We start from the raw sequence: 24,305 nt of genomic DNA on the forward strand, positions 1-24,305 counted from the left end.
GCTCAGTCCACCGCCTCGGGGTGGGTGAGCCGCAGCTCCTCGATGTCCAGCCGGGTCTCCAGCGTGACCAGCACGGTGTCGTCGATCCGGTGCTCGGCGCGCAGCCGCACCAGCGCGGCCCGCTTGCGGGCCAGCAGGGCCAGGTGCAGCGCGGTGTCCCGGGGGTCGCGTGCGAAGGCGTCCGGGGCGTCGGAGGAGGTCAGGTCGGCCAGCGCGGCCTCCAGTTCGCGCCGGTAGCGCTCGACCAGCTCCCCGTCCGCGCCGACCTCGGCCGCCGCCTCCGGCAGCGCCGTCAGGGCGGTCCGCAGCACCGTCTCGTGGGCGAGCCGCTCCTCCGCGCCGTCCGCCGAGGGGTCCGGCAGCCGGGCCCAGCGCACCACGCCCGGCAGCACCAGGCCGGGCAGCAGGGTCAGCACGATCACGCCGAAGGTGACGAAGACGATCAGGTCCCGGTCCGGGAACGGCTCCCCGGAGTCCAGCGCGGCCGGGACGGCCAGCGCCGCCGCCAGCGACACCGCGCCGCGGAACCCGGCCAGCCCGCTGACGATCCGGGCCCGGCCGCTGACCCGCCGGGCCCGCTGCTGCGGCCGCCGGTCCACCGCCCGGATCAGGTACGCGGAGGCGAACAGGAAGGCGATCCGGGTGCCGGTGAGCACCGCCGCCACCACGACCACCAGGGCCAGCGCCCGCGCCAGCGTGGTGGCGGTCAGCCCGCGCACCGCGCTCTGCGCCTCGATGCCGACCAGCACGAACAGCGCGCCGTTCAGCAGGAACGTCCCCAGCGACCAGGAGGCGACGATCTGCCGGCGGGCCGCGGCGCTGCCGGTGGTCGGCGAGGTCTGACTGATGATCAGCCCGGCGGTGACCACCGCCAGCACGCCCGAGGACCCGATCGACTCCGCCAGCAGGTAGCTCCCGAACGGGACCAGCAGGAAGACCAGGTTCGCGCTCAGCGGGTCCGAGACCCGGCGCCGCACCAGCACCCCCAGCCAGGCCACCAGCCCGCCCGCCGCCGCCCCGCCCACGTACGAGAGCGCGAACAGCCAGGACACGTGCAGCACCCCGAGCCGCTCCTCGCCCACCGTGACGCCCACCGCCAGGCCGTAGACCACCAGCGCCGTACCGTCGTTGACCAGGCTCTCGGCCTTCAGCACCATCAGGTTGCGGCGCGGCAGCAGCCGGGCCACCACCCCCACCGCCGTCGCGTCCGTCGGCGCCACCGCCCCGCCCAGCACCCAGGCCGGGCCCCACGGCACCCCCGTCGCGTGCGCCGCCGCGGCCACCGCGCCCGCCGTCAGCACCACCAGCGCGGTGCTCGCCAGCACGATGCCGCGCAGGTTGCGCCGGATCTCCTGCAACGAGGAGGTCATCGCCTCCCAGTACAGCAGCGCCGGCAGGAACAGCAGCAGCACCGCCTCCGGCGGCAGCTCCACCTCGCGCAGCGCGGGCAGGAACCCCAGCAGCACGCCCGCGCCCAACTGCAGCACCGGCGCGGCGATCCCCAGCCGCACCGAGGCCGCCCGGCACGCCAGCAGCGCGACGCCCAGCAGCACGACCAGTTCCAGCCCGACCATCAGGGACCGCCGCCTCCCGCGCCGCCCGCACGGCCCTCCCGGACGGGGCCGCGCGCCCTCGGACGCTACTGCGGCCCGGCCGCGCCCGCCCGCATTGACCGAGCGGCCGATCGGGTGCTCCCGGCGGGCCGGGGGCGGCCCGGTGGCGGGGGCGGGGAAAACCAGGGGACCGGACGGGCGCGCGCTGCTACGGTCGGGCCCCATGAGCTGGCTCCCCGACGACTTCGTCCACCCCGTCCTGGTACCGCTGCCGGGCGGTGGCCACCACCTGCGGCCGATCCGGGAGGCGGACACCCCGCTCGACTACCCGGCCGTGATGGGTTCGCGCGAGCGGTTGTGGACCGTCTTCGGCCCGGCCTGGGGCTGGCCCGCGGCCACCATGACCTACGAGGCCGACCGGGCCGACCTGCTGCGGCACGAGCAGGAGATCGCCGCGCACGAGTCCTTCAACTACGCGCTGTTCGACGCGGCGGAGACGGCCCTGCTCGGCTGCGTCTACATCGACCCGCCGGAGAAGGCCGGTGCGGACGCCGACATCTCCTGGTGGGTGGTGGACGAGCTGGTGGGCGGCGAGGTCGAGCAGGCCCTCGACGCGCTGGTGCCGCAGTGGATCGCCGCCGACTGGCCGTTCGAGCGGCCGCGCTTCCCCGGCCGCGGGATCTCCTGGTCGGACTGGCTCGCCCTGCCGTAGGGCCTGTCCCCGGACCCCCGGCGCCTGAGCGGCCGTCCGCCCCGGCGGGACCGCGGGGACTCCCCTCCCGCGCCGAGCCGCACCACGCCCGAGCAGCGGAAACCGACGGATCGCGCCCGGTGGGGTACAACTCCGGAAGCATGACGCAGAAGCCTTACCTGGACCGGGAGATGGCCGCCGCACTGGCCGCCCGCGGCGGGGTGCCCGCGCCGCTGACGCCCGAGGCGCTGGGGGAGTGGCAGCGGCGGGACGCGGAGCGGCGGCCCCGGCCGACGCTGCGGCAACTCGCCGATGGCGGGCGGTTCGAGACCGCCGAGCACGACGCGGACGGCGTCCCCGTGGTCGCCGCCCGCCCGGCCGGGACGGCCGGGCCGCTGCCCGTGCTGCTCTACCTGCACGGGGGCGGGCTGATCGGCGGCAACGCGTACGCCGTCCTGCCGCGCGTGCTGCGGGAGTTGGCCGAACCGCTCGGGCTGGCCGTGCTCTCCGTCGAGTACCCGCTCGCGCCCGCCGCCCGCTACCCGGCCCCGCTGCACGCCTGCCGGACGGCGCTGCGCTGGACGGCCGCGCACGCCGGGCGGCTGCGGATCGACCCCGGGCGGATCGTGCTCGCCGGCAAGAGCGCCGGGGGCGGGCTGGCCGCCGCGCTCGCCCTGCTGCTGCGCGACGAGCGTGACGGACGCGCTGAACGCGGTGAAAGCGGTGAAAGCGGTGAAATCCCTTCCCCGGCCGGGCAGTTGCTGCTCAGCCCGATGCTGGACGACCGCGGCGGCACCGCCTCCGCCCGGCAGGCCGCCGGGCACGACACCTGGGACGCCGTCTCCAACGCCACCGCCTGGCGCGCCGCGCTCGGCCCGCTGCACGGCGCCCCCGACCTCCCGCCGTACGCCGCGCCCGCCCGGGCCCGCGACCTGTCCGGCCTGCCGCCCGCCTACCTGGAGGTCGGCTCCGCCGAGACCTTCCGCGACGAGGTCACCGCCTACGCCGACGCCCTGTGGCGGACCGGCGGCCACGCCGAACTGCACGTCTGGCCCGGCGCCCCGCACGGCTTCGACACCCTCGCCCCGCGGGCCGCGACCAGCCGGGCGGCGGTCGCGGCCCGGGCGGGCTGGCTGCGGCGGCTGCTGTTCAGTTAGCGGGCAGTCGGGTGTCGGTCCAGCCGGTGTCCGTCCAGCCGTCGGCGGTGCGGGTGTGGCGGCGGCGCAGGTGTCGCTGTTCCGGGCCCGCCTGCCAGAACTCGGCCTCCGCCGCGTGCAGGGCGTAGCAGTGCAGGGCGGGCGAGGGCGTGGAGCAGCCGGGGAGGGGCGGACCGGGCCGCGCAGGCGGACCTGGCGGCCCTGGCCCGGCCAGTAGACGGTGAGTGCCGCGTCCGGGCGGGCGGCGAGCTGGTGGGCCTTGGCGGAGTCGGGCTCGGTCCAGAAGTGCCAGGCGGCGGCGGACGCGTCGACGTCCCGCAGCACCAGCACCCGGGCGTCCGGCCGCCCCGCGGCGTCCACCGTGGAGAGCGTCACCACCTGGGCGTCCGGGCCGCCCGCCGCGAGGGCGTCCAGCAGCCAGGCGGTGAACAGCGCGGCGGGGCCGGTGGCCGTCCGGTCCGGCGGCGGGTAGGCGGGCGCGGCCAGCACCGGGTGGGCGATCAGGGCGCGGACGAGGGGGGTGCGGTCGTCGGTCACGGGGCTTCCTGGTCGGGGGGGCGGGGCACCGGGTGGCATCAGCACGCTGACCCGGTAGGTCGTCGGGTGGACGAGCCGTCCGCAGAGCGTGTCCACCCGCAGGTGCGACGCGTCGTACGGGCAGGAGCGGAGGTACGTCCGGAGCGCGTCGGCGTCCTGCGTCGAGTGGAGCGGGTGCCACTGCCGGCCCGTGTGTTCCTCGGCGTGGCGGCGGCGTTCCCCGTCCTGTCGGTTTTTGCGCTTCCGTTGACCCGGCATGGGGCACACACTGGCGGTTCGCGGGGGCGGGGGCAAGCGGGTCGGCGGCGGCGGGTCACTCGATCGGGTCTTATTAGACTCGATGTTGATAAGAGTGGTCGAACCCCTTGTCCGGCCCGCTACCCGCGAGTAGTTTGCCGGTGTGCCCACCCGGGGCCGCTCCCCCCGTCCGCCGCGCGTCAGGAGGCACCTCCATGCCCCGCCCCATCCCGCCCGTCAGCGTGCACGACAGCCTGGTGCTCGAACCGCGCGACGTGCGCTTCGACTGGTCCCGGCTGCCGCTGCACTGGATTCCCGACGAGCCGATGGCCACCCACACCATCAACGTGCTGCACCTGCTGCTGCCCGAGGGCGAGCGGTGGTTCGTCAAGGTGTTCAAGGAGGCGCTACCGCTGATCCGCGACGAACAGCTGCGCGAGGAGGTGCTCGGCTTCATCGGGCAGGAGGCGATCCACGCGGAGGCCCACCAGGAAGTCCTCGACCACCTGCTCGGCCAGGGCCTCGACCCGCGCCCCTACGTCCGGCAGATCAGCTGGCTGTTCCGCCGCGTCCTGGGCGACAAGCCCGGCCTGACCGCCCGCCAGCGCCGCGAGAACGTCATCGAGCGCGTCGCCTTCGTCGCCGCCATCGAGCACTTCACCGCCTTCCTCGGCAACTGGGCCCTCAACTCGCCCGGCCTCGACCGCGCCAAGGCCGACCCCACCATGCTCGACCTGCTGCGCTGGCACGGCGCCGAGGAGGTCGAACACCGCAGCGTCGCCTACGACCTGATGCGCCACCTCGACCCCGGCTACCTGCGGCGCGTCCGCGGCATGTTCGTCTCCGGCCCGCTGCTGATCCACCTGTGGGTCCGCGGCGCCCGCTTCATGCTCGCCGCCGACCCCACCCTGGAGGGCCGGATCGTCCCCACCTGGCGCGAGGCCCGGCGCGCCGCCCGGCGCGGCCTGCTGCCCGAACCCGCCCGCTTCCTGCGCTCCGCCGCGCGCTACTTCGGCCCCGGCTACCACCCCACCCGCGAGGGCAGCTCCTCGCAGGCCCTCGCCTACCTGGCGAAGTCGCCGGCGGCCAAGGCCGCCGCCACCCACTGAACCGGGCGCGCACCCGAACGGGACGCCCGGCTGAACCGGGCGCGCGACTGAACCGGACGCGCGACCAGGGACGCGAACACCGATGGCCCCCGGCGGGGCGTGAACACCTCTTGGAGCCGTACCCCCATGGATCTCGAAACGCCACCCCCCGACCTGTACGGACGCCCCCGGGCCGACCGCTTCTTCGCCCGGCTGACCGCCTTCGGCGACTGGTACAGCCCCGCGCTGGGCCGCCCCGGGCTGCGCCGCAGCCCGCGCCGGCCGGAGGCCCGGCCGGTGCCGCCGCTGCACCTGGTGGTGGTCTCGCACCGGGTGGTCGCCGAGGACGTGGCGGAACTGCGGCTGGCCGACCCGTCCGGCGGGATGCTGCCGCCCTGGCAGCCCGGCGCGCGGATCGTGCTGACCCTGCCGTCCGGCCGCGCACGCCACTACTCGCTCTGCGGCGACCCGGCCGACCGGCACGCCTACCGGATCGCGGTGCGCCGGATCGCGGACGGCGGCGGCGGCTCCGTCGAGGTCCACGACGACCTGCACGTCGGGGTCCGCCTGCGGGTGCGCCGCCCGCGCAACGGCTTCGCGTTCTGCGGCGAGGAGAAGGTGCTGTTCCTGGCCGGCGGCATCGGCGTCACCCCGCTGCTCCCGATGGCCCGGGCCGCCCAGCACGCCGGCCTCGACTGGCGGCTCGTCCACACCGGCCGCACCGCCGCCGCCCTCCCGTTCACCGACGAACTGCGCGCCCTCGACCCGGCCCGGGTGACCGTCCGCACCGACGACGAGCACGGCCTGCCCGACGCCGCCGAGCTGCTCGCGCACGCCCCCCGCGGCGCCGCCGTCTACGTCTGCGGCCCCGCGCCGATGCTGCTCGCCGTCCAGCGCGCCCTGCCCCGATCGCCCGCCACCGCGCTGCACTTCGAACGGTTCGGGGCCGCGCCGATCCGCGACGGGCACCCGTTCGGCATCCGGATCGACGGCCGGACGCTCACCGTCCCCGCCAACCGCTCCGCGCTGGACGTCGCCCGCGAGGTCAGGCCCGACCTGCCCTACTCCTGCCGACAGGGCTTCTGCGGCACCTGCGTGCTCAAGGCCACCGGCGGCACCCCCGAGCACCGCGACCGCCGGCTCACCGCCGAACAGCGGGCCGCCGGCCTGATCCTGCCCTGCGTCACCCGGGCCGCCGAGGGCGAGACCCTCGTCCTGGAGGTGTGAGAGATGAAGCAACCGCCCCGATTCCCTTACGGCGAACGGGACCTGGCGAAGTTCCGGGAGGTCCAGCAGCTCTCCTACCACTGCGCCGAACAGGTCGCCGCCTGGATCGAACCCGGCGTCACCGAACGCCAGGCCACCGCCGAACTGCGCCGCTGCCTGGTCCGGGCCGGCGTGCAGGACTTCTTCCACGTCCCGTTCGCCTGGTTCGGCGACCGCACCGCCTTCCGGCACTTCCACACCCCGCTCCAGTTCTTCGCCGGCTCCCGGGTGCTCACCGAGGGCATGCCGTACGTCCTGGACTGCGCGCCCGTGGTGGACGGCTACACCGCCGACATCGGCTACGGCGGCAAGGTCGGCGACAACCCCGTCTGGGACCTGCTCGCCAAGGACCTCGAGGTCTACCGCGACCTGATCCTGCGCGAGGTCAGGGCCCGCCGCACCCTCGCCGAGGTGTACGCCGCCGTCGACGCCCAACTCGCCGCCCACGGCTACGACAACCGCCACCAGGTCTACCCCGGCCGGGTCATCGGCCACCAGGTCACCCGGAACACCGCCCGCGGCCCGGCCGGCGTCAACCTGTTCGGCTTCGGCGTCCGCACCCTCCAGACCCTCGGCCGCGAACTCGTCAAGGAACGCCTGGAGGGCCGCTCCCCGCTCTGGGCCGGCGGCCGCGCCTCCCAGCACGCCCCCACCCCCGGCCTCTGGGCGGTCGAACCGCACATCGGCTTCCGCGACGTGGGCATCAAGTTCGAGGAACTCCTCGTCGTCACCGAGGACGACGCGTACTGGCTCGACGACGACCTGCCGCACGTGCGGCGCTGGACACTCCAGGAGGCACGCGCATGACCGGCCGCAGCAACGGGACCCGCCGGCGCACCGTCGACTCCGGCGGGCTCGCCCTCGCCGTGTACGAGCAGGGCGACCCGGCCGACCCGACGGTGATCCTGGTGCACGGCTACCCCGACGACCACTCGGTCTGGGACGACGTCGCCGCGGACCTCGCCGTCGACCACCACGTGGTGCGCTACGACACCCGCGGCTCCGGGGCCTCCGGGGTGCCCGCCGCCCGGGAGGACTACCGGCTGGAACTGCTCGGCGCGGACCTGTTCAACGTCGCCGACGCCGTCAGCCCCGACCGGCCGGTGCACGTCGTCGCGCACGACTGGGGGAGCGTGCAGTCCTGGGAGGCCGTCACCGCGCCCGGGGCGTACCGGCGGATCGCCAGCTACACCACGATGTCCGGCCCGTGCCTGGACCACATGGGCCACTGGATACGGCACCGGCTGCGCCGCCCCACCCCGCGCCACCTGTCCCAACTGCTGCGGCAGGGCGCGCACTCCTGGTACATCGCGCTGTTCCACCTGCCCGTGCTCGCCCCCGCCGCCTGGAGGCTCGGCCTGGCCCGGCTGTGGCCCCGGGTGCTGCGCGACCTGGAGGCCGTCCGCCCCCGGCCCGGCCACCCGCAGGCCACCCTCGCGCGGGACGCCGTGCACGGCATCGAGCTGTACCGGGCCAACATGCGCCCCACCGTGCGCCGGCCGCGCGAACGGCACACCGAGGTGCCGGTGCAGCTGATCACCCTGCAACGCGACCACTACGTCTCCGACTTCCTCTCCGAGGGCCTGGAACGCTGGGTGCCCCGGCTCACCCGGCGCACCCTGAACGCCACCCACTGGTCCGCGCTGCTGGAGAAGGGCCCCGCGGTGGCCGGCCTGGTCCGCGAGTTCACCGCCCGCGACCACGGCGCCCTCCGCCAGGAACCCTCCGCGGCGGGCGAGTTGGTCGTCGTCACCGGCGGCGGCAGCGGCATCGGCCGGGCCACCGCGCTGGCCTTCGCCGAGCAGGGCGCCCGGATCGTGGTCGGCGACCGCGACCTGCCCGCCGCGCAGCGCACCGCCGAACTCTGCGCCCTCTCCGGCGTCAAGGCCGCCGCGTACCGGGTCGACGTGAGCGACGGCCCGGCCGTCGACGCGTTCGCCCGGCAGGTCGCCGCCGAGCACGGGGTGCCCGACGTGGTCGTCAACAACGCGGGGATCGGCCACTCCGGCACCTTCCTGCAGACCACCGAGGAGGAGTGGCGGCGCGTCCTGGACGTCAACCTGTGGGGCGTCATCCACGGCTGCCGCGCCTTCGGACAGCTGATGGTCGACCGCGGCGAGGGCGGCCACCTCGTCAACCTCGCCTCCGCCGCCGCCTACCTGCCCTCCAAGGTGCTCGCCGCGTACGCCACCTCCAAGTCCGCGGTCTTCATGCTCTCCGACTGCCTGCGCGCCGAACTCGCCCCGCACCGGATCGGCGTCTCCACCATCTGCCCCGGCATCGTCAACACCAACATCACCCGCACCAGCACCTTCTCCGGCCTCGGCGACGGCGAACTCGCCGCCAAGCAGGCCAAGGTCTCCAAGATGTACGCCCGCCGGGGCTTCCCGCCGGAGAAGGTCGCCGCCGAGATCGTCCGCGCCGTCCGCACCCGCAAGGCCGTCGTCCCCGTCACGGTCGAGGCCAAGGCCGCCCGCCTGCTCGGCCGGCTCAGCCCCGCGCTGCTGCGCCGGGCGGCCCGGATCAACGCGGGCTGAAACGTCCCCGCCGGGGGCGCGCACCACCCCGCCCCGCCCCCGGCCGCGCGGTCCGTCGCGCGGTCCGTCGCGCGGTCCGTCGCACGGTCCACCGCGCGATCCGTCGTGCGGTCCACCACGTGGTCCGTCGCGCCGCCCGGCGGGCGGCGCGGAAAACCGGCTGCGCCCGCGACCCGGCCCGGGCAGACTGCGCGCCATGGAACAGACGCCCGAAGCCCGCGCCGCCCTCCGGCACGTCGCGGCCCGGACCAGCGGCGACCCGCTGCCCGCCGGGCTCGACGTCACGCTCAACTTCCACCCGGACCGGACCGGCCCCGACGGCCTGCCCGTCCTGGCGGCGATGGCCCGCGACGGCGTCTACCGCTCCCAGTTCAGCACCGGGACCAGCAACGGCGGCCTCACCGCCCACCCCGGCGGCGACCGCTGGAAGTGGGAGAGCCGGATCTTCGGCGGCGCCTACGACGAGGCCCCGGCCGAGCGCCGCCCCGTCTACGGCGCGCTCAACCGCCACCGCAGCCCCTACGGCGGCGCGCCCCGGTTCGGCTCCGCGCACGTCCGGCTGGTGCCCGCCGCCCTGCACCGGGCCACCTTCTGCTACCCCGACAGCTTCCTCGAACCCGAGGACTTCGGCACCGTCGACGCCATGCCGCTGCTCGCGCTCGCCGAGGCCGACGGACAGGACGCCCTGGACGACTACGTCGAGGCCCACCTGCACGGCCCCGTCCGGTTCGACACCCACGTCGCCGCGCTCGTCCTCGACCCCAGCCACCGCGGCACCGAGGTCGAGGCCGCCGCCCGCGCCCTGCCCTGCCCCGTCGAGTGGCACCCGGGCTACCGCCTCCCCGCCGCCGAACTGCCCCGCCACGCCGACTACCGGGGCCCGCACATCACCGCCCTCGGCGCGGCGATCGCCCGCGAGGGCCTGCTCGACCCCGCCGCGATCGGCGCCGCGGCGCGCGGCGGACGGCACGACCCGCAGGACCTGAAGAAGGTCTGGCACTGCCTCGCCCGCTTCGGCCGCCCGGCCACCCCGTAGGCTGGCCGTCCGTGGACCTGACGACGATGGCCGGACCGCTCGCCTCCTTCGCCCTGGTGGTGGGCCTGCTCACCCTCACTCCCGGGCTCGACACCGCGCTGATCCTGCGCACCGCCGTCCTCGGGCGGCGACGGCAGGCGTGGGGCGTGGTCCTCGGCATCCAGACCGGCACCCTGGTCTGGGGCACCGCCTCCGCGGCCGGGATCAGCGTGCTGCTCACCGCCTCCCGCCTCGCCTACGAGACGCTGCGCTGGGCCGGCGTCTGCTACCTGCTGTGGACGGGCGTGCGGATGCTGCGCGAACGGCACCCGCAGCGGGACGGGGCGGGTGGCGGCAGCGGCGACAGTGACGGCGGCGGCAGCGACGACGACGGGGCCGGCCGGGCCGGCGGGTGGTGGGCCGGGTGGCGGCGCGGGACGCTCACCAACCTGCTCAACCCCAAGGTCGGCGTCTTCTACGTCGCCGTCCTCCCCCCGTTCATCCCGCCGGGGCCCCGCACCTCGCGGCCGGCGTCCTGCTCACCTCGGTCCACGTGGCCGAGGGCCTGCTCTGGTCCGCCGCCCTGATCGCCTTCGCCCACACCCTGCGCGCCCGCCTGCGCCGCCCCGCCGTCCGCCGCCTGCTCGACCGGGCCACGGGCGTCGCCGTGCTCGGCTTCGGCGCGAAACTCGCCCTCGGCGACTGACCCCGCCGGTCGCCCGACCCCGCCGACCCCGCCCTCTTCACCCGCGTCCGGACCCGCCTCGCCGAACGCGACGCGCTCACCCCGTTCCTGACGCCCACCGCCTCGGCGGTGGGCTGGGTCCTCCCGGGCGTCCGGGAGGGCGGCACGCTGGGGGACGGCCTGTGAGCGCCGGCCGGGGCGGGTACGGCCGAGTGTTGACACGGGGTGCGCGGCCCCCCGATCATCACCTGCCATGATCATTGCTGAGGATGTCGCAGAGCCCGGGATACCCGTGGCCGGATTCGTGGCGGGCTGGTTGTTCGCGGTCGCGATCATCGTCCACGGGCTGGTGCTGGTCACCGATTTCCGGGGCATCCGGACCCGCCTCGCCGACCGCTGGACCGCGCTGCTCGAACGCTCCCGGCTCACCGGCAACCCGACCCCGCTCCTGGCCCCGCTCTTCGCCCGGCACGGGATCGCCTACGGGGTGGCCTCGCTGGTCGCCGGCGCCGTCATGGTGCTCTTCCTGGTGCTGATGGCGCTCCACCCCGTCGTGGAGTGACGTCCCGGGAACGGTGCTCCGGACGTCACGGCCCCGGGGCGACGGGCTGTTCGAGGAGTTCGGCCGGGGGTGCGAAGCCGTGGCGGCGGTAGAGCGGGGCGCTGCGTTCGGAGGGCCAGACGACCAGGGTGTCCAGCGGCCGGGCGCGGGCGTGGCGGTTCAGCTCCTCCAGCAGGGCCCGGCCCAGGCCGCGGCCGCGCCGTTCCGGGGTGACGTAGAAGTTCGTCACGTAGCCGAGGGCGTCGGCGGACGGGTAGGGGCTGGGCACCTTCTCCACCAGGCAGAGGAACACGTGCCCGCAGACCCGCCCGTCCGCCTCCGCCACCCAGGCCAGCCACGGCCCGGCCAGCCGGGTGCGCAGCCACCGCTCGCACTCGGCGAGGAACTCCGCCGCCGACCCCGGCGGTTCGCCGCCCTCGTCCTCCCGCTTGAACCGCAGGCGCAGCGCGGCCAGCGCGGCCGCGTCGTCGACTCCGGCCCGGCGGACGGTCACTCCGTTCATGGGGCCCACTCTAGGCCGCGTGCGAGGAACTGCCGCCCGGGGCACGGGTGTCGGTGAGGTCGTGGTGGATCGGGCCGCCGGTGGCGGAGAGCGGGAGGCAGGAGCCGCCGCGGGTGAGGGAGACGAGTTGGGCGGCGATGGAGACGGCGGTCTCCTCGGGGGTGCGGGCGCCGAGGTCGAGGCCGATGGGGGAGTGCAGGCGGGAGAGTTCGGTCTCGGTGAGGCCGGCTTCGCGCAGGCGGGCCTCGCGGTCGCGGTGGGTGCGGCGGGAGCCCATCGCGCCGACGTAGCCGACGGGCAGGCGCAGGGCGCGTTCGAGGAGCGGGATGTCGAACTTGGCGTCGTGGGTGAGGACGCACAGCACGCTGCGGCCGTCGAGCCGGTCGAGCTGGGTGTCGAGGTAGCGGTGCGGCCAGTCGACGACGAGTTCGTCGGCCTCGGGGAAGCGCCGCGCGGTGGCGAAGACCGGCCGGGCGTCGCAGACGGTGACGTGGTAGCCGAGGAACTTGCCGATCCGGACCACCGCCGAGGCGAAGTCGATCGCGCCGAAGACCAGCATCCGCGGCGGCGGCACGTACGCCTCGACGAAGACGGTGACGGTGTGCTCCGCGGACGGGTCGCAGGGCCGCCCGTCCAGCCCGAGGACCAGGCGTCCGGTGCGCCCGGCGGAGAGCATCGCGCGGGCCTCGGCGACGGTGGCGCGCTCCAGCCGGAAGGAGGCGAAGGAGCCGTGGTGGGCGTCGGCGGTGACGGCGACGGTGCCGCCGAGCAGGGCGGGCGGGCCGTCGACGATCCGGGCCACCGCGACGGGGGTGCCGGAGGCGGTGTAGGCGACGGCGGCGTCCAGGCCGGGGTCGGTGCCGGGGACGACCGGCTGGACGAAGACGTCGAGCAGGCCGCCGCAGGTCAGGCCGACGGCGAAGGCGTCCTCGTCGCTGTAGCCGAAGCGTTCCAGGGCGGGCGTGCCGGTGTGCAGCGCCTCCCGGCACAGCTCGTACACCGCGCCCTCCACGCAGCCGCCGGAGACCGAGCCGACCGCCTCGCCGTCCGCGTCGACGGCCAGGGCCGCGCCGGGGTCGCGCGGCGCGGAGCCGGAGACGCCGACCACGGTGGCCACCGCGAAGGGGCGTCCGGCGGCGTGCCAGGTGTGCAACTGGGCGGCGATGTCGTGCACGGGGTTGCTCCTCACGGACTCACAGGCTCACGGGCTCACGGGTTGACGGGTTCACGGACGGCGGGTGCCGCCCCGCCGGAGGGTGCGGCGGGGCGGCGGGGAGGGCCGGGCGCTAGTGCACGCCCAGCCAGGATTTGATCGGGACGATCGCGAAGTACACGACGAACACGCCGGTCAGCACCCACATCAGCGGGCCGGGCTCGCGCCACTTGCCGGTGCCGGCCTTGATCGCGGTGTACGAGACGACGCCGGCCGCGACGCCCGCGGTGATGCTGTAGGTGAAGGGCATGACCACGCAGGTGAGGAACGCCGGGATGGCGGTCTCGCGGTCCGACCAGTCGATGTGCCGGGCCTGGCTCATCATCATCGAGCCGATCACCACCAGCGCGGCGGAGGCGACCTGCACCGGCACCACGGCGGCCACCGGGGAGAAGAACAGCATCAGCGCGAACACGCCGCCGGTGACGGTGGAGGCCAGGCCGGTGCGGGCGCCGTCGCCGACGCCGGTGGCCGACTCGACGAACACGGTCTGCCCGGACGCCCCGGCCAGGCCGCCGATCGCGCCGCCCGCGCCGTCGATGAACAGCGCCTTGGACAGGCCGGGCATCCGGCCCCTGTCGTCGGCCAGCCCGGCCTCGGTGCCGACGCCGATGATGGTGGCCATGGCGTCGAAGAACCCGGCGAGGACGAGGGTGAACACGGCGACCGAGGCGCTGATCGCGCCCAGCCCGTGCGGGCCGAACGCGCCGAACAGGTCGACGTGCCCGAACAGCCCGAAGTCGGGCGCGGAGACCGGCGAGCCGGGCCAGGTCGGCGCCGAGCCGCCCCAGTCCTTCGCGCTCAGCCCGGCCGCCTTGTTCACCACCAGGGCGACCGCGGTGCCCGCCGCGATGCCGATCAGGATCGCGCCCCGCACGCCCCGGGCCAGCAGCACGAAGACGGTGAGCAGGGTGAGCGCGAAGAGCAGGACGGGCCAGCCCTGGAGCTCGCCGAACGGGCCGAGCGAGAGCGGGGTGGGGCCGCCGGTGTGCACGAAGCCGGCCTTGTAGAAGCCGATGATCGCGACGAACAGGCCGATGCCGATGGTGATGGCGTGCTTGAGCGGCAGCGGGATGCCGTTCATGATCTTCTCGCGCAGCCCGGAGACCACCAGCAGCACGATCAGCAGGCCGTAGATCACGCACAGGCCCATCGCCTGCGCCCAGGTGGTGTGCGGCGCGACCAGCGCCGATATCGCGCCGGAGACGGACAGTCCGGCCGCGACCGCCAGCGGCACGTTGCCGACCACGCCCATCAGGACCGTGGTGACGGCGGCGGCCAGCGCGGTGGCGGTGGTCAGCTGGGCGTGGTCCAGCTTGGCGCCGGTGACGTCCGCGCCGCTCAGGATGATCGGGTTGAGCAGGACGATGTAGGCCATCGCCATGAAGGTGGTGAGCCCGCCGCGGATCTCGTTGCCCAGGGTGGAGCCGCGCGCGGAGATCTTGAAGTAGGCGTCGAGGGCGCTGCGCGGGGGTGTGTCGGGCGCGGTGGGGGCCGCGTCGGTGGGGCCGGGCTCCGTGGAGGTCCGGTTCATGTCCACTCCCAAGGTTCATAGGGGGTTGGGGTGGGCGAGCCGACCTGAATGCCCGTCAGGGGGGTACGCAGGGGGACTGGTTCGACTCACGGGTGGGGTGCTGCGGGGCCCGGCGAGACTCCGGCAGCGCCCCGGGGCGGGGGGAAGACTCGGAACCCGCCCCGGGGACGTTCTCGAACGGGCCGTCAGAGCGTGTCGGTCAGGTGCTCCGGCCGCACCGGGATGCGGGTGAGCGCCTTGCCGGTGGCCTGGCGGATGGCCGCGACGATCGACGGGGTGGCGGAGACGGTGGGGGCCTCGCCGACGCCGCGCAGCCCGTACGGGGCGTGCGGGTCGGGCAGTTCGAGGATCTGCACCGGGATCGGCGGGGTGTCCAGGATGGTGGGGATCAGGTAGTCGGTGAAGGAGGCGTTGCGCACCTTGCCGTCCTTGACCACGATCTCCTCCATCACGGCCAGGCCCAGCGCCTGGGTGCAGCCGCCCTGGATCTGGCCGACCACCGAGAGCGGGTTGAGCGCCTTGCCGACGTCCTGCACGGCCGTCAGCTCGACCACCTTGACCAGGCCCAGCTCCACGTCCACGTCCACCACCGCGCGGTTGGCGCAGAAGGTGTACTGGACGTGCCCGAAGCCCTGCCCGGTCTCCTTGTCGAACGGGACGGTGGGCCGGTGGTGGTGCTCCCGGGTCTGCTCGATGGCGTCGTCCCGAGCAGGTCGACCATCGAGATCAGCACGCCCGCCGAGGCCGAGACCACCTTGCCGCCGGCCAGCGACAGGTCGGTCTGCCGCCAGCCGTAGCGGTGGCGGCCCCGCTCCAGCAGCTCGTGCCGCACCGCCTCGGCGGCGAGCTTCACCGCGCCGCCGGTCATGTACGTCTGCCGGGAGGCGGAGGTGGAACCGGCCGAGCCGACCTCGGTGTTGGCCGGGTGGATGGTGACCTGCTCGACGCCCAGCTCGGTGCGGGCGATCTGGGCGTGCACGGTGACGCCGCCCTGGCCGACCTCGGCCATCGCGGTGTGCACCATGGCCACCGGCTCGCCGCCGATCACCTCCAGCCGGACCCGGGCGGTCGAGTAGTCGTCGAAGCCCTCGGAGAAGCCGACGTTCTTGATGCCCACCGAGTAGCCCACGCCGCGCACGATGCCCTCGCCGTGCGAGGTGTTGGACAGCGCGCCCGGCAGGGTGCGGACGTCCAGGTGCTCCAGGTCCAGCGGCGGCGGCAGCGGCATGTCCTTGACGCGCTGGAGCAGTTCGGCGACCGGCGCGGGCGCGTCGATCTCCTGCCCGGTCGGCATCCGGTCGCCCTGGGTGACGGCGTTCAGCTGCCGCAGCTCCACCGGGTCCATGCCGAGCGCCTCGGCCAGCTTGTCCATCTGCGACTCGTAGCCGAACGCGGCCTGCACCGCGCCGAAGCCGCGCATCGCCCCGCAGGACGGGTTGTTGGAGTACAGCGCGATCGCGTGCATCCGCACGTTCGGGATGACGTACGGGCCGTGGCCCAGCGAGGCGGCGTTGCCGACCACCGCGGGGGAGGCGGAGGCGTACGCGCCGCCGTCCAGCACGATCCGGCAGTCGGCGAAGACCAGTTTCCCGTCGCGGGTCGCGCCGTGCTCGTAGCGCATCCGGGCCGGGTGGCGGTGCACGTGCCCGAAGAAGGACTCGTCCCGGGCGTAGACGATCTTGACCGGCTTGCCGGTGTGCAGCGCCAACAGGCAGGCGTGGATCTGCATCGACAGGTCCTCGCGCCCGCCGAACGCCCCGCCCACCCCGGCCAGCGTCAGCCGGACCTTCTCCTGCGGCAGGTCGAGGACGGGCGCCATCTGCTGGCGGTCCACGTGCAGCCACTGGGTGGCGACGTACAGGTCGACGCCGCCGTCCTCGGCGGGCACCGCCAGGCCGGACTCCGGGCCCAGGAACGCCTGGTCCTGCATGCCGACCTCGTACTCGCCGGACACGACCACGTCCGCCAGCGCCCGCACCTCGTCGGTCACGCCCAGGCCGGAGACCAGCCGCTGCTCGTGGCAGACGTTGCCGTACGCGTGCGACTTGTACTCGTGCGGCTCGTGCACGTAGCCGTGCGTCTCCGGGTCCAGGCACTGCTCCTCGGTGGTGATCGGGGTCAGCACCTCGTACTCGACCACGATCTTCTTCACCGCGCGGCGGGCCGTCTCCGGGTGGTCGGCGGCGACCAGGGCGATCGCCTCGCCGTGGTAGCGGACCTTGTCGATCGCCAGGGCCGGCTGGTCGGCGATCTCCAGGCCGTAGTGCTTCTCGCCCGGGATGTCCTCGTGGGTGAGCACCGCGTACACCCCGGGCACCTTGAGCGCCTCCGAGACGTCGACGCCCAGGATGTTCGCCCGCGGGTGCGGGGAGCGCAGCGCCGTCCCCCAGAGCATGTCCTCGTGCCACAGGTCGGAGGAGTAGGCGAACTCGCCCTTCACCTTCAGCGTGCCGTCCGGGCGCAGCGGGGAGCCGCCGATGCCGTCCTTGGACGCCTGGTTGATCTTCTGCAGGTTCTTCTCGCCCCGGATCGTCCGCTCGCTCACTTCCCCGCCCCTCGGCCGAGGCGGCGCACGTGCGGGCCGAGGCCAGCCGCACCGCGTCCATGATCTTCTCGTAGCCGGTGCACCGGCACAGGTTGCCCGACAGCGCCTCGCGGATGTCCGTGTCGGACGGCTGCGGGTCCGCGGCCAGCAGCGCGTCGGTCTGCACCAGCAGCCCCGGGGTGCAGAAGCCGCACTGCACGGCGCCCGCGTCCACGAACGCCTGCTGCACCACGCCCAGTTCGCCGTCCGGGCCGGCCAGGCCCTCCACGGTGCGCACCTCGCGGCCCTGCACCTGGCCCGCCGCCACCAGGCAGGAGCACACCGGCACCCCGTCCAGGTAGACCGTGCACGAGCCGCACTCGCCCTGCTCGCAGGCGTTCTTCGAACCCGGCAGGCCGACCCGCTCGCGCAGGACGTACAGCAGGGACTCGCCCTCCCACACGTCGTCGGCCTCCACCGGCTTGCCGTTCGCGCTGAACGTGACCCTCATGCCGCGCTCCTGATCTGCTTGCGATAGTCGTTCCAACACCACGTCAGGGTGCGCCGGGCCATCACGGCCAGCGCGTGCCGCCGGTAGTCGGCGGTGCCCCGGACGTCGTCGATCGGGGCGGCCGCGCCCTTCACCAGCTCGCCGAAGCGCTGCACCACCTCCGGGCCCAGCAGCCCGCCCGACTCCCACAGGCCGCGCCCGGCCAGCACCCCGGCCAGGTACTCCTCGGCCGCCACCGCCCGGCGCGGCGTCGGCGCGGCCGAGCCGATGCCGGTGCCGACCGTGCCGTCCTTCGGGTGCAGCGCGAAGCCGAACGCGCAGACCGCGATCACCATCGCGTTGCGGGTGCCGATCTTCGAGAACTGCTGCGGTCCGTCCGCGACCGGAATCCGCACCGCGCGGATCAGCTCGTCCGGCTCCAGGCTGTTGCGCTTCACCCCGAGGTAGAAGTCGTCGATCGGGATCAGCCGCACCCCGCGCACCGAGTGCGCCTCGACCAGGACGTCCCGGCCGGCCGCCAGCAGCGCCGGGTGCGAGTCGCCGGCCGGCGAGGCCGCGCCCAGGTTGCCGCCGACGCTGCCCCGGTTGCGGATCTGCGGCGAGCCGACGGTGTGCGCGGCCAGCGCCAGGCCCGGCAGCGGACCGGACAGCTCCTCGATGATCCGGGCGTACGGCACCGCCGCGCCCAGCCGGACGGTGGCGCCGTCGCCGCTCCACTCGGTGAGCTCGGTGATGCGGTTCAGGTCGAGGATCGCGGGTGGCCGGTGCACGTCGAAGTTCATCTCGACCATGACGTCCGTGCCGCCCGAGATGGGCAGCGCGGTGGGGTGCTCGGCCTTCGCCGCGAGTGCCTCGTCCCAGCTGGCGGGCCGAAGGAACTCCATGCGGGTAACTCCTCAAGTCGTCGCCGGCGGACGCGGGCACTGCGCCCTTGCCGGTGCCGGCGGGGCCCGCGGGCCCGACCGGCACCGCGGTGCAGCCCGGCGGCGTGTTGGCAAGTGAACCGCTGTGACGGGGGCCACTGGCAGTCACCGATGGCATGAGGCCCGGCGGTGACCCGCAGCACCGTCCTGTACGTTCCTCTAAGGTGCACGATCCCCCCGCTCACCTCGTGCACACTGGGCCGTTCCGGCCCACCGCTCCCACCCTCACAGACCAACTCCCAGACCGAGAAGGGCCCGCCCATGCGCGTCCGTGACCTGCTCGCCCCCGGCGCCCCCCGACTGCGCCTGCTCGCCGGCGAGGACGAGCTCGACCGGCAGGTCACCGGAGTCATGACCACCGACCTCCAGGACCCGGGCCGCTACCTGCACGGCGGCGAACTCGTCCTGACCGGCATGCTCTGGCGCGCCGCCCCCGCCGACTCCGAGCGCTTCGTGCGCACCATCGTCGCGGCCGGCGCCGCCGCCCTCGGCGCCGGCGAGGTCGAGGTCGGCCCCGTCCCCGACGACCTCGCCGACGCCTGCCGCCGCCACCGGCTGCCGCTGCTCGCCGTCCCCGACGACGTGGCCTTCGGCGCCGTCACCGAGTACGTCGGCCGCCAGGTCTCCGCCGACCGGGCCGCCGACCTCGCCGCCCTGGTCGACCGGCACCGCCTGCTGGTCTCCGCCGCCGGGGCGGGCGGCCTGGACGCCGTCCTCGACCTGCTCGGCGGCGACCTCGACCTCGACTGCTGGGTGCTCACCCCCACCGGCCGCGTCGTCGCCGGGCCCGCCGACCGCCTGCCGCCCGCCGACCGCGACCAGCTCGCCCGCGCCCACCTCGCCGCCCAGCGCCAGCGCCGCCGCCCCCCGCACCGGGCCCGCCTCGCCACCGGCACCTACTCGCTGCTGCCCGCCGCCGCCGACCAGGACACCGGCACCCCGCTCGCCGACTGGATACTCGCCGTCGCCGGCGACGTCACCGAGTGGACGCCCAAGCGCCAGCAGCTCGCCGAGAACCTGGCCCGCCTGGTCGCCGCCGAACGCACCCGCCGCGACGAGGGCCGCCGACTGCGCCGCCGGATCGCCGACGAGGTCCTCGCCCTGCTCCGGCGCGACGCCGACCCGGCCGAGATCGGCCGCGCCCTCCAGGCGTCCACCACCATGGCCACCCGCTACGAGGGCTCCACCGAGACCTCCGGCGACCAGCCGCAGTGGCTGGTGCTCTCCGCCGACGCCACCGGACTGCCCGACGGCGCGCTGCGCCCGATCCTGGAGGAGGCGCTGGCCGCCGCCACCGACCGGGCCCTGATCGCCGCCACCGGCCCGACCGGCGCCGTCGTCGTGCTGCCCGCCCTGGACACCGCCGTCCCGGCCGACGCCGTCCGCGCCCTGCTCGCCCCGCTGGAGGCCGGCCTCGGCTCCGAGGGCCGGATCACCGTCGGCGTGTGCGCCCCCGCCGCCGAGTCCGGCGGCCTGCGCGGCGCCCTGGAGGAGGCCCGGCACGCCCGCCGGATCGCCGCCGCCCGGGTCGGCCGGGTCTGCGTCGCGGGCCCCGAGGAACTCGCCTCGCACGTCCTGCTGCTGGCCGCCGTCCCCGACGAGGTCCGCCGGGCCTTCCGCAGCCGCCTGCTCGACCGGGTCATCGCCTACGACCTGGAGCACCAGGCCGACCTGGTCCGCACCCTGGAGGTCTTCCTGCGCTCCGACGGCTCCTGGACCCGCTGCGCCGCCCAGCTGCACGTCCACGTCAACACGCTGCGCTACCGGATCGGCCGGATCGAGGAGCTCACCGGCCGCGACCTGTCCCGGCTGGAGGACCGGGTCGACTTCTACCTCGCCCTGGAACTCTCCTGAGACGCGGCCGGGGGCCCGCCGTCCGGCGGGCCCCCGGGGTGGGACCTCCGCGTCACACGGTGCCGCGGCGCTTGCCCCGCTGCCGGCGCGGGTACGGGAACAGCCGCGGCGAGCGCTTGGCGGCCACGTCCTCGACCCAGCCGAAGACCAGCACCAGCAGGCCCAGCAGCGGGACGCCCACCAGCAGGGTGAGCCACTGACTGGTCAGCAGCCACCGCATGTGCGCGTAGAAGAAGTCGACGTCCCACAGGTGGTCGATCAGCGGGACGGCCAGCACCAGCGCGGTCACGTGCCACAGGTAGACGCTGACGGCCCGCGAGTTGAGCAGGCTGACCAGGCCGTTCCAGCGCTCCAGCGGGGCGGGCCAGCGCTCCCAGGACGGGCTGAGGTGCAGCAGCATGGCGACGAAGCCGAAGGACCACACCGCCTGGGCGATCGGCCAGGCCTCGATGTCGGTGGGCTGGCTCGGGTCGACCGGCCGGGTCTGCAGGTACCAGAACCCGGCCACCATCACCAGCGGCGCGAGCGACGGCAGGACGTACTGCGGCAGCCGCTTGAGCAGCCCCTCCTGGTGCGCCATGCCGAGGATCCAGCAGGAGCCGAAGGTGGCGAAGTCGTTGACCGTCTCCCAGACCCGCTGGTAGACGAAGTCGTGCTCGAAGGCGAACCCGTTCATGGCGATCACCAGCGCCAGCGGGGCGCACAGCGTCAGCACCGGGAAGCGCCGCAGCATCCGCAGCATCAGCGGCGAGAGCAGCACGTACCAGAGGTAGGCCCGCAGGTACCACAGCGGCACCACGAGCTGGGTGGCCCAGCTGGACTCCAGGTGCAAGTGCAGGCCGTGCAGCCCGTCCTCCGCGTACGGGGGCGTGCTCAGCGGCAGCAGCCAGAACGCCAGCTTGCCCCACCACCAGCCGGGGTGGCCGTCCGCGTCGGGGCCGCCGCCGTCGACCACCTGGAGGGTGACCACGATCGCGCCGAACAGCCACATCGGCGGCAGCAGGCGGCGCAGCCGGCCGCGGATCACGCCGAGCGCGGGGCGGCCCAGCGAACGGGCCATCAGCGAGCCCGCCAGCGCGAACATCACGCCCATCGACGGGAACAGCAGCGGCAGCCAGAACCAGCCGAAGTTGTGGTAGAGCACCACGCGGACCAGGGCCAGCGCGCGCAGCAGGTCGAGGTAGCGGTCCCGGCCGCCCTTGCGGACCGGCGGCGCGGGCTCCTCGTGCTCCTCCAGCTGGCGGCGCATCTGCTCGGGGATGCGCAGCGCCATGGTGTCGTCGTGGCGGACGAAGTCGGCGGGGACGCGCAGCGCGATGGTGTCCTCGTGGCGTCCGCGCCGTTCGGCGGGGGAAGTCATGTCAGCCCTCCACCGGTGCCGCGGCGACCTCGCCGGTGCGCCGGAGCTTCTGCCAGCGCAGCCGGCCACCGGTGAACGCGGTGATCGTGGACTGCAACAGGACGATGTACATCAACTGCCGGTAGACCACCTGCTGGAGCGGCAGGCTGATCAGGTGCCAGGGCTTCTCCCGGTCGAGCCGGAAGGCGTACCAGGACAGCGCCGCCTGGAGCAGGATGAAGCCGCCCCAGCTGGCCAGGGTGATCGGGGCGTCGGTGAACAGGATGCCGTACAGCAGGAACAGGTCGACCAGCGGGGCCAGCAGCGGGGCGACCACGCCGAACAGCACGACCAGCGGCAGGCCGATCCGGCCGAACCGGCCGGCCGGGCCGCGGGCGGTCACCGCCCGGCGGTGCTTCCACATCGCCTGCATGGAGCCGTAGCTCCAGCGGTAGCGCTGCGACCAGAGCTGCTGGAGGCTGGCGGGGGCCTCGGTCCAGGCGCGGGCGCGCTCGGCGTAGACGATCCGCCAGCCCGCGGAGAGCACCGCCATGGTGATGTCGGTGTCCTCGGCGAGGGTGTCGTCGCTCATCCCGCCGACCGCCCGCAGGGCCTCCTTGCGGAAGGCGCCGACCGCGCCGGGGATGGTCGGGATGACGTTGAGCACGTCGTACATCCGGCGGTCCAGGTTGTGGCCCAGGACGTACTCGATGTGCTGCCAGGCGCCGATCAGGCTGTCCCGGTTGCCGACCTTGGCGTTGCCCGCCACCGCGCCGATCCGCGGGTCGGCGAAGGGCTGCACCAGCTCGCGCACGGTGGACGGCTCGAAGACGGTGTCGCCGTCCATCATCACGACGATGTCGTGGGAGGCGGCCGCGACCCCGGCGTTCAGCGCGCTGGGCTTTCCGCCGTTGACCTTGCGGATCAGCCGGACGAACGGCAGGGCCATCTCCTCGACGATGTCCGCGGTGCCGTCGGTGGAGCCGTCGTCGATGACGATCACTTCGATCGGGTAGTCGCTGGCGGCGAGCGAGTTGAGCGTGTTGGCGATGCACTCGCGCTCGTTGTACGCCGGGACGAGGACGGTGACCGGTTCGGTGACCGGCTCGCCCCAGGCGCCCTGCCGCTTGGAGCGGCGGGCGTGCACCGGCGCCAGGACGATCATCAGCGCGAACCGGCCGAAGTTCAGGAAGCCGACCAGGGCGAGCAGCCCGACCAGCACCGGCAGGGTGACCACGGCGAACTGGCTGGCCCAGATGAACACCTTGCCCGCCCACAGCTGGTAGCCGTGCACCGGCACCATGGCGGCGGGCGCGCCGAGCGCGTCGGAGATGGTGGTGAAGCGGTAGCCCTCGCCCTGGAGCTTGACGATGATCTGCTCCAGCGCCTCGACGGTCTCCGAGCGGTCGCCGCCCGCGTCGTGCAGCAGGACCAGCTCGCCCGCGCCGGGCTTGGCGGGCATCGCGGCCTTGACGATCTCCTCGACGCCGGGGCGCTTCCAGTCGTCGGTGTCGCGGTCGATGAACGCGGTCAGGTAGCCGTGCGCGCCCACGTACTTGATGACCGGGTAGTTCCAGTCGTCCATCGCGGAGGCGTCGGAGGAGTACGGCGGCCGGAACAGCGAGCTGTGCACGCCCGCGACGCCGGCCAGCGCGAGCTGGGTCTGCGCCAGCTCCCAGCTGATCCGGGCGTGCGACTGGAAGGCCAGGTCGGGGTGGGTGAAGGTGTGCAGGCCGATCTCGTGGCCGTCCGCGACGATCCGCCGGATCAGGTCGGGGTTGCGGGTGGTCATCGAGCCGGTGACGAAGAAGTCGGCCCGGACGCCGTGGTCCTCCAGCACCTTGAGGATCTTCGGGGTCCACTCCGGGGAGGGGCCGTCGTCGAAGCTCAGCACCACGGTCTTGTCCGGGATGCGGTAGCTGACCGGCTCCGCCTTCTTGTCGCGCGCGTCGATGACCGGGCCGCCGGTGAGCAGGTCCGCGGGCACGGTGGTCTTGTCGACCGACTGCGCGATCCGGGTGTCGTGGAACACCTCGTTGGTGGCCAGGCCGCGCAGCACGAGGAGCGCGAGCAGGCACGCCAGCAGGGACAGCGGCATGAAGAACCGCAGCGGCGGCGCGGCCAGTCGGCGCGGCCTCAGCAAGGACTGCCGGCGGCGCTGGTGGCGGGACAAGGGCGCTCCTGGAGATGGGCGGTGCGGAGGATCAGGGCTGCTTGGACGGGGAGGTGCCCGTCGGCGTCGAACCGTGCTGCCCGGAGGTGGAATTCGTCCCGGCGGAGGTGGCGGCCGTGCCCGCGGGGGCGGACCTGGTGCCGGTCGGGGTGGACTTCGTGCCGGTGGGGGAGGACTTCGTCCCGGTGGCGGCGCCCTTGGACGGGGTGGTGCCGGGCTTGGCGGTGCTCCGGGCCGACGAGGACGCCGAGGGGGAGGGCGAGGCGCTGGGGAGGGCGACACCGGGGCCGTCGCGGCCGGGGCCTGCGCGGGCTGCGGGGGGATCTCCAGCGCCGGGGCGTCGGCCTGCATGCCGATCAGGCTGCCGCCCATGGTGATCGCCAGGATCGCGCCGACCAGCGAGA

Annotated in this window: 19 protein-coding genes and 3 pseudogenes; 11 read left to right on the forward strand and 11 right to left on the reverse strand. The window is 74.6% G+C overall.

Translation table 11 applies throughout. The features are described from left to right. Positions 1 to 2 precede the first annotated feature (2 nt). Complete coding sequence (locus QMQ26_RS29960) at positions 3 to 1,574, reverse strand: Na+/H+ antiporter (RefSeq protein ID WP_282203403.1); 1,572 nt, start codon at positions 1,572 to 1,574, stop codon at positions 3 to 5. A gap of 202 nt (positions 1,575 to 1,776) precedes the next feature. Here QMQ26_RS29960 and QMQ26_RS29965 point away from each other — a divergent pair, with 202 nt between their 5' ends. Then, complete coding sequence (locus tag QMQ26_RS29965; RefSeq protein WP_282203404.1) at positions 1,777 to 2,265, forward strand: GNAT family N-acetyltransferase; 489 nt, start codon at positions 1,777 to 1,779, stop codon at positions 2,263 to 2,265. Positions 2,266 to 2,405: 140 nt separating this feature from the next. After that, positions 2,406 to 3,401, forward strand: coding sequence for an alpha/beta hydrolase (locus tag QMQ26_RS29970; protein ID WP_282203405.1), 996 nt, complete (start codon positions 2,406 to 2,408; stop codon positions 3,399 to 3,401). Here QMQ26_RS29970 and QMQ26_RS38450 read toward each other — a convergent pair. Further along, positions 3,394 to 3,693 carry a pyridoxine 5'-phosphate oxidase C-terminal domain-containing protein gene (locus QMQ26_RS38450; protein ID WP_404814223.1) on the reverse strand — a complete coding sequence of 100 codons (300 nt, stop codon included), beginning with the start codon at positions 3,691 to 3,693 and terminating at the stop codon, positions 3,394 to 3,396. The two genes, QMQ26_RS29970 and QMQ26_RS38450, sit on opposite strands and share 8 nt — an antisense overlap. Beyond that, a pseudogene (locus QMQ26_RS37570) lies at positions 3,615 to 4,196 on the reverse strand (hypothetical protein); the annotation flags it as partial. The pseudogene QMQ26_RS37570 and the gene QMQ26_RS38450, both read right to left, overlap by 79 nt. A 194-nt stretch (positions 4,197 to 4,390) precedes the next feature. Between QMQ26_RS37570 and QMQ26_RS29980 the strand changes: the two are divergent. From QMQ26_RS29980 to QMQ26_RS30010, 8 genes are all read left to right on the forward strand, one after another. Continuing rightward, positions 4,391 to 5,284 (forward strand): metal-dependent hydrolase, encoded by an 894-nt coding sequence (locus tag QMQ26_RS29980; RefSeq protein ID WP_282203406.1) that lies wholly within the window; start codon positions 4,391 to 4,393, stop codon positions 5,282 to 5,284. 126 nt (positions 5,285 to 5,410) lie between these two features. Beyond that, positions 5,411 to 6,490, forward strand: a complete 1,080-nt coding sequence (locus QMQ26_RS29985; RefSeq protein WP_282203407.1) for a PDR/VanB family oxidoreductase — start codon at positions 5,411 to 5,413, stop codon at positions 6,488 to 6,490. A gap of 3 nt (positions 6,491 to 6,493) precedes the next feature. Continuing rightward, positions 6,494 to 7,336: a M24 family metallopeptidase gene (locus QMQ26_RS29990; protein WP_282203408.1), complete on the forward strand. Its 843-nt coding sequence runs from the start codon at positions 6,494 to 6,496 to the stop codon at positions 7,334 to 7,336. Next, positions 7,333 to 9,066, forward strand: coding sequence for an SDR family oxidoreductase (locus QMQ26_RS29995; protein WP_282203409.1), 1,734 nt, complete (start codon positions 7,333 to 7,335; stop codon positions 9,064 to 9,066). The genes QMQ26_RS29990 and QMQ26_RS29995 overlap by 4 nt, the downstream gene beginning before the upstream one ends. 196 nt (positions 9,067 to 9,262) lie before the next feature. After that, positions 9,263 to 10,102: a DUF3626 domain-containing protein gene (locus tag QMQ26_RS30000; RefSeq protein WP_282203410.1), complete on the forward strand. Its 840-nt coding sequence runs from the start codon at positions 9,263 to 9,265 to the stop codon at positions 10,100 to 10,102. Between the two features lie 11 nt (positions 10,103 to 10,113). After that, positions 10,114 to 10,668, forward strand: a complete 555-nt coding sequence (locus QMQ26_RS30005; protein WP_318552084.1) for a LysE family translocator — start codon at positions 10,114 to 10,116, stop codon at positions 10,666 to 10,668. Next, on the forward strand, positions 10,635 to 10,787 hold the full coding sequence (locus tag QMQ26_RS37575) for a LysE family transporter (RefSeq protein WP_318552085.1): 153 nt from the start codon (positions 10,635 to 10,637) through the stop codon (positions 10,785 to 10,787). Before QMQ26_RS30005 ends, QMQ26_RS37575 begins: the two co-directional genes overlap by 34 nt. Positions 10,788 to 11,019: 232 nt before the next feature. Next, the gene (locus QMQ26_RS30010; RefSeq protein WP_282203411.1) at positions 11,020 to 11,328 is read left to right on the forward strand and encodes a hypothetical protein; all 309 of its coding nucleotides are present in this window, start codon (positions 11,020 to 11,022) and stop codon (positions 11,326 to 11,328) included. Between the two features lie 25 nt (positions 11,329 to 11,353). Here the strand turns inward: QMQ26_RS30010 and QMQ26_RS30015 are convergent, their stop codons facing one another. The 6 genes and pseudogenes from QMQ26_RS30015 to QMQ26_RS30040 all read right to left on the reverse strand — a co-directional run bounded on the left by QMQ26_RS30015 (position 11,354) and on the right by QMQ26_RS30040 (position 18,496). Beyond that, positions 11,354 to 11,830, reverse strand: coding sequence for a GNAT family N-acetyltransferase (locus QMQ26_RS30015; RefSeq protein ID WP_282203412.1), 477 nt, complete (start codon positions 11,828 to 11,830; stop codon positions 11,354 to 11,356). Between the two features lie 10 nt (positions 11,831 to 11,840). After that, the gene (locus QMQ26_RS30020; RefSeq protein ID WP_282203413.1) at positions 11,841 to 13,004 is read right to left on the reverse strand and encodes an XdhC family protein; all 1,164 of its coding nucleotides are present in this window, start codon (positions 13,002 to 13,004) and stop codon (positions 11,841 to 11,843) included. 112 nt (positions 13,005 to 13,116) lie between these two features. Further along, positions 13,117 to 14,577, reverse strand: a complete 1,461-nt coding sequence (locus QMQ26_RS30025) for an NCS2 family permease (protein ID WP_282203414.1) — start codon at positions 14,575 to 14,577, stop codon at positions 13,117 to 13,119. A 185-nt stretch (positions 14,578 to 14,762) separates the two neighbouring features. Continuing rightward, a pseudogene (gene pucD / locus QMQ26_RS30030) lies at positions 14,763 to 17,107 on the reverse strand (xanthine dehydrogenase subunit D). Positions 17,108 to 17,153: 46 nt separating this feature from the next. Beyond that, a pseudogene (locus QMQ26_RS30035) lies at positions 17,154 to 17,612 on the reverse strand ((2Fe-2S)-binding protein); the annotation flags it as partial. After that, complete coding sequence (locus QMQ26_RS30040) at positions 17,609 to 18,496, reverse strand: FAD binding domain-containing protein (RefSeq protein WP_282203415.1); 888 nt, start codon at positions 18,494 to 18,496, stop codon at positions 17,609 to 17,611. The gene QMQ26_RS30040 and the pseudogene QMQ26_RS30035, both read right to left, overlap by 4 nt. A gap of 300 nt (positions 18,497 to 18,796) precedes the next feature. Here QMQ26_RS30040 and QMQ26_RS30045 point away from each other — a divergent pair, with 300 nt between their 5' ends. Further along, positions 18,797 to 20,389, forward strand: coding sequence for a PucR family transcriptional regulator (locus tag QMQ26_RS30045; RefSeq protein ID WP_282203416.1), 1,593 nt, complete (start codon positions 18,797 to 18,799; stop codon positions 20,387 to 20,389). Positions 20,390 to 20,441: 52 nt separating this feature from the next. Here the strand turns inward: QMQ26_RS30045 and QMQ26_RS30050 are convergent, their stop codons facing one another. Further along, positions 20,442 to 21,749 carry an acyltransferase family protein gene (locus QMQ26_RS30050; RefSeq protein ID WP_282203417.1) on the reverse strand — a complete coding sequence of 436 codons (1,308 nt, stop codon included), beginning with the start codon at positions 21,747 to 21,749 and terminating at the stop codon, positions 20,442 to 20,444. A gap of 1 nt (position 21,750) precedes the next feature. Then, positions 21,751 to 23,838: a bifunctional polysaccharide deacetylase/glycosyltransferase family 2 protein gene (locus QMQ26_RS30055; RefSeq protein ID WP_404814224.1), complete on the reverse strand. Its 2,088-nt coding sequence runs from the start codon at positions 23,836 to 23,838 to the stop codon at positions 21,751 to 21,753. Positions 23,839 to 24,305: the final 467 nt, after the last annotated feature.

It is taken from the genome of Kitasatospora fiedleri, from assembly GCF_948472415.1.
Lineage (GTDB): Bacteria > Actinomycetota > Actinomycetes > Streptomycetales > Streptomycetaceae > Kitasatospora > Kitasatospora fiedleri.

Coding starts and splice junctions, on each gene's coding strand:
- QMQ26_RS29960 (WP_282203403.1), bottom strand. CDS start 1,574: ATGGTCGGGCTGGAACTGGTCGTGCTGCTGGGCGTCGCGCTGCTGGCG.
- QMQ26_RS29965 (WP_282203404.1), top strand. CDS start 1,777: ATGAGCTGGCTCCCCGACGACTTCGTCCACCCCGTCCTGGTACCGCTG.
- QMQ26_RS29970 (WP_282203405.1), top strand. CDS start 2,406: ATGACGCAGAAGCCTTACCTGGACCGGGAGATGGCCGCCGCACTGGCC.
- QMQ26_RS29980 (WP_282203406.1), top strand. CDS start 4,391: ATGCCCCGCCCCATCCCGCCCGTCAGCGTGCACGACAGCCTGGTGCTC.
- QMQ26_RS29985 (WP_282203407.1), top strand. CDS start 5,411: ATGGATCTCGAAACGCCACCCCCCGACCTGTACGGACGCCCCCGGGCC.
- QMQ26_RS29990 (WP_282203408.1), top strand. CDS start 6,494: ATGAAGCAACCGCCCCGATTCCCTTACGGCGAACGGGACCTGGCGAAG.
- QMQ26_RS29995 (WP_282203409.1), top strand. CDS start 7,333: ATGACCGGCCGCAGCAACGGGACCCGCCGGCGCACCGTCGACTCCGGC.
- QMQ26_RS30000 (WP_282203410.1), top strand. CDS start 9,263: ATGGAACAGACGCCCGAAGCCCGCGCCGCCCTCCGGCACGTCGCGGCC.
- QMQ26_RS30010 (WP_282203411.1), top strand. CDS start 11,020: ATGATCATTGCTGAGGATGTCGCAGAGCCCGGGATACCCGTGGCCGGA.
- QMQ26_RS30015 (WP_282203412.1), bottom strand. CDS start 11,830: ATGAACGGAGTGACCGTCCGCCGGGCCGGAGTCGACGACGCGGCCGCG.
- QMQ26_RS30025 (WP_282203414.1), bottom strand. CDS start 14,577: ATGAACCGGACCTCCACGGAGCCCGGCCCCACCGACGCGGCCCCCACC.
- QMQ26_RS30040 (WP_282203415.1), bottom strand. CDS start 18,496: ATGGAGTTCCTTCGGCCCGCCAGCTGGGACGAGGCACTCGCGGCGAAG.
- QMQ26_RS30045 (WP_282203416.1), top strand. CDS start 18,797: ATGCGCGTCCGTGACCTGCTCGCCCCCGGCGCCCCCCGACTGCGCCTG.
- QMQ26_RS30050 (WP_282203417.1), bottom strand. CDS start 21,749: ATGACTTCCCCCGCCGAACGGCGCGGACGCCACGAGGACACCATCGCG.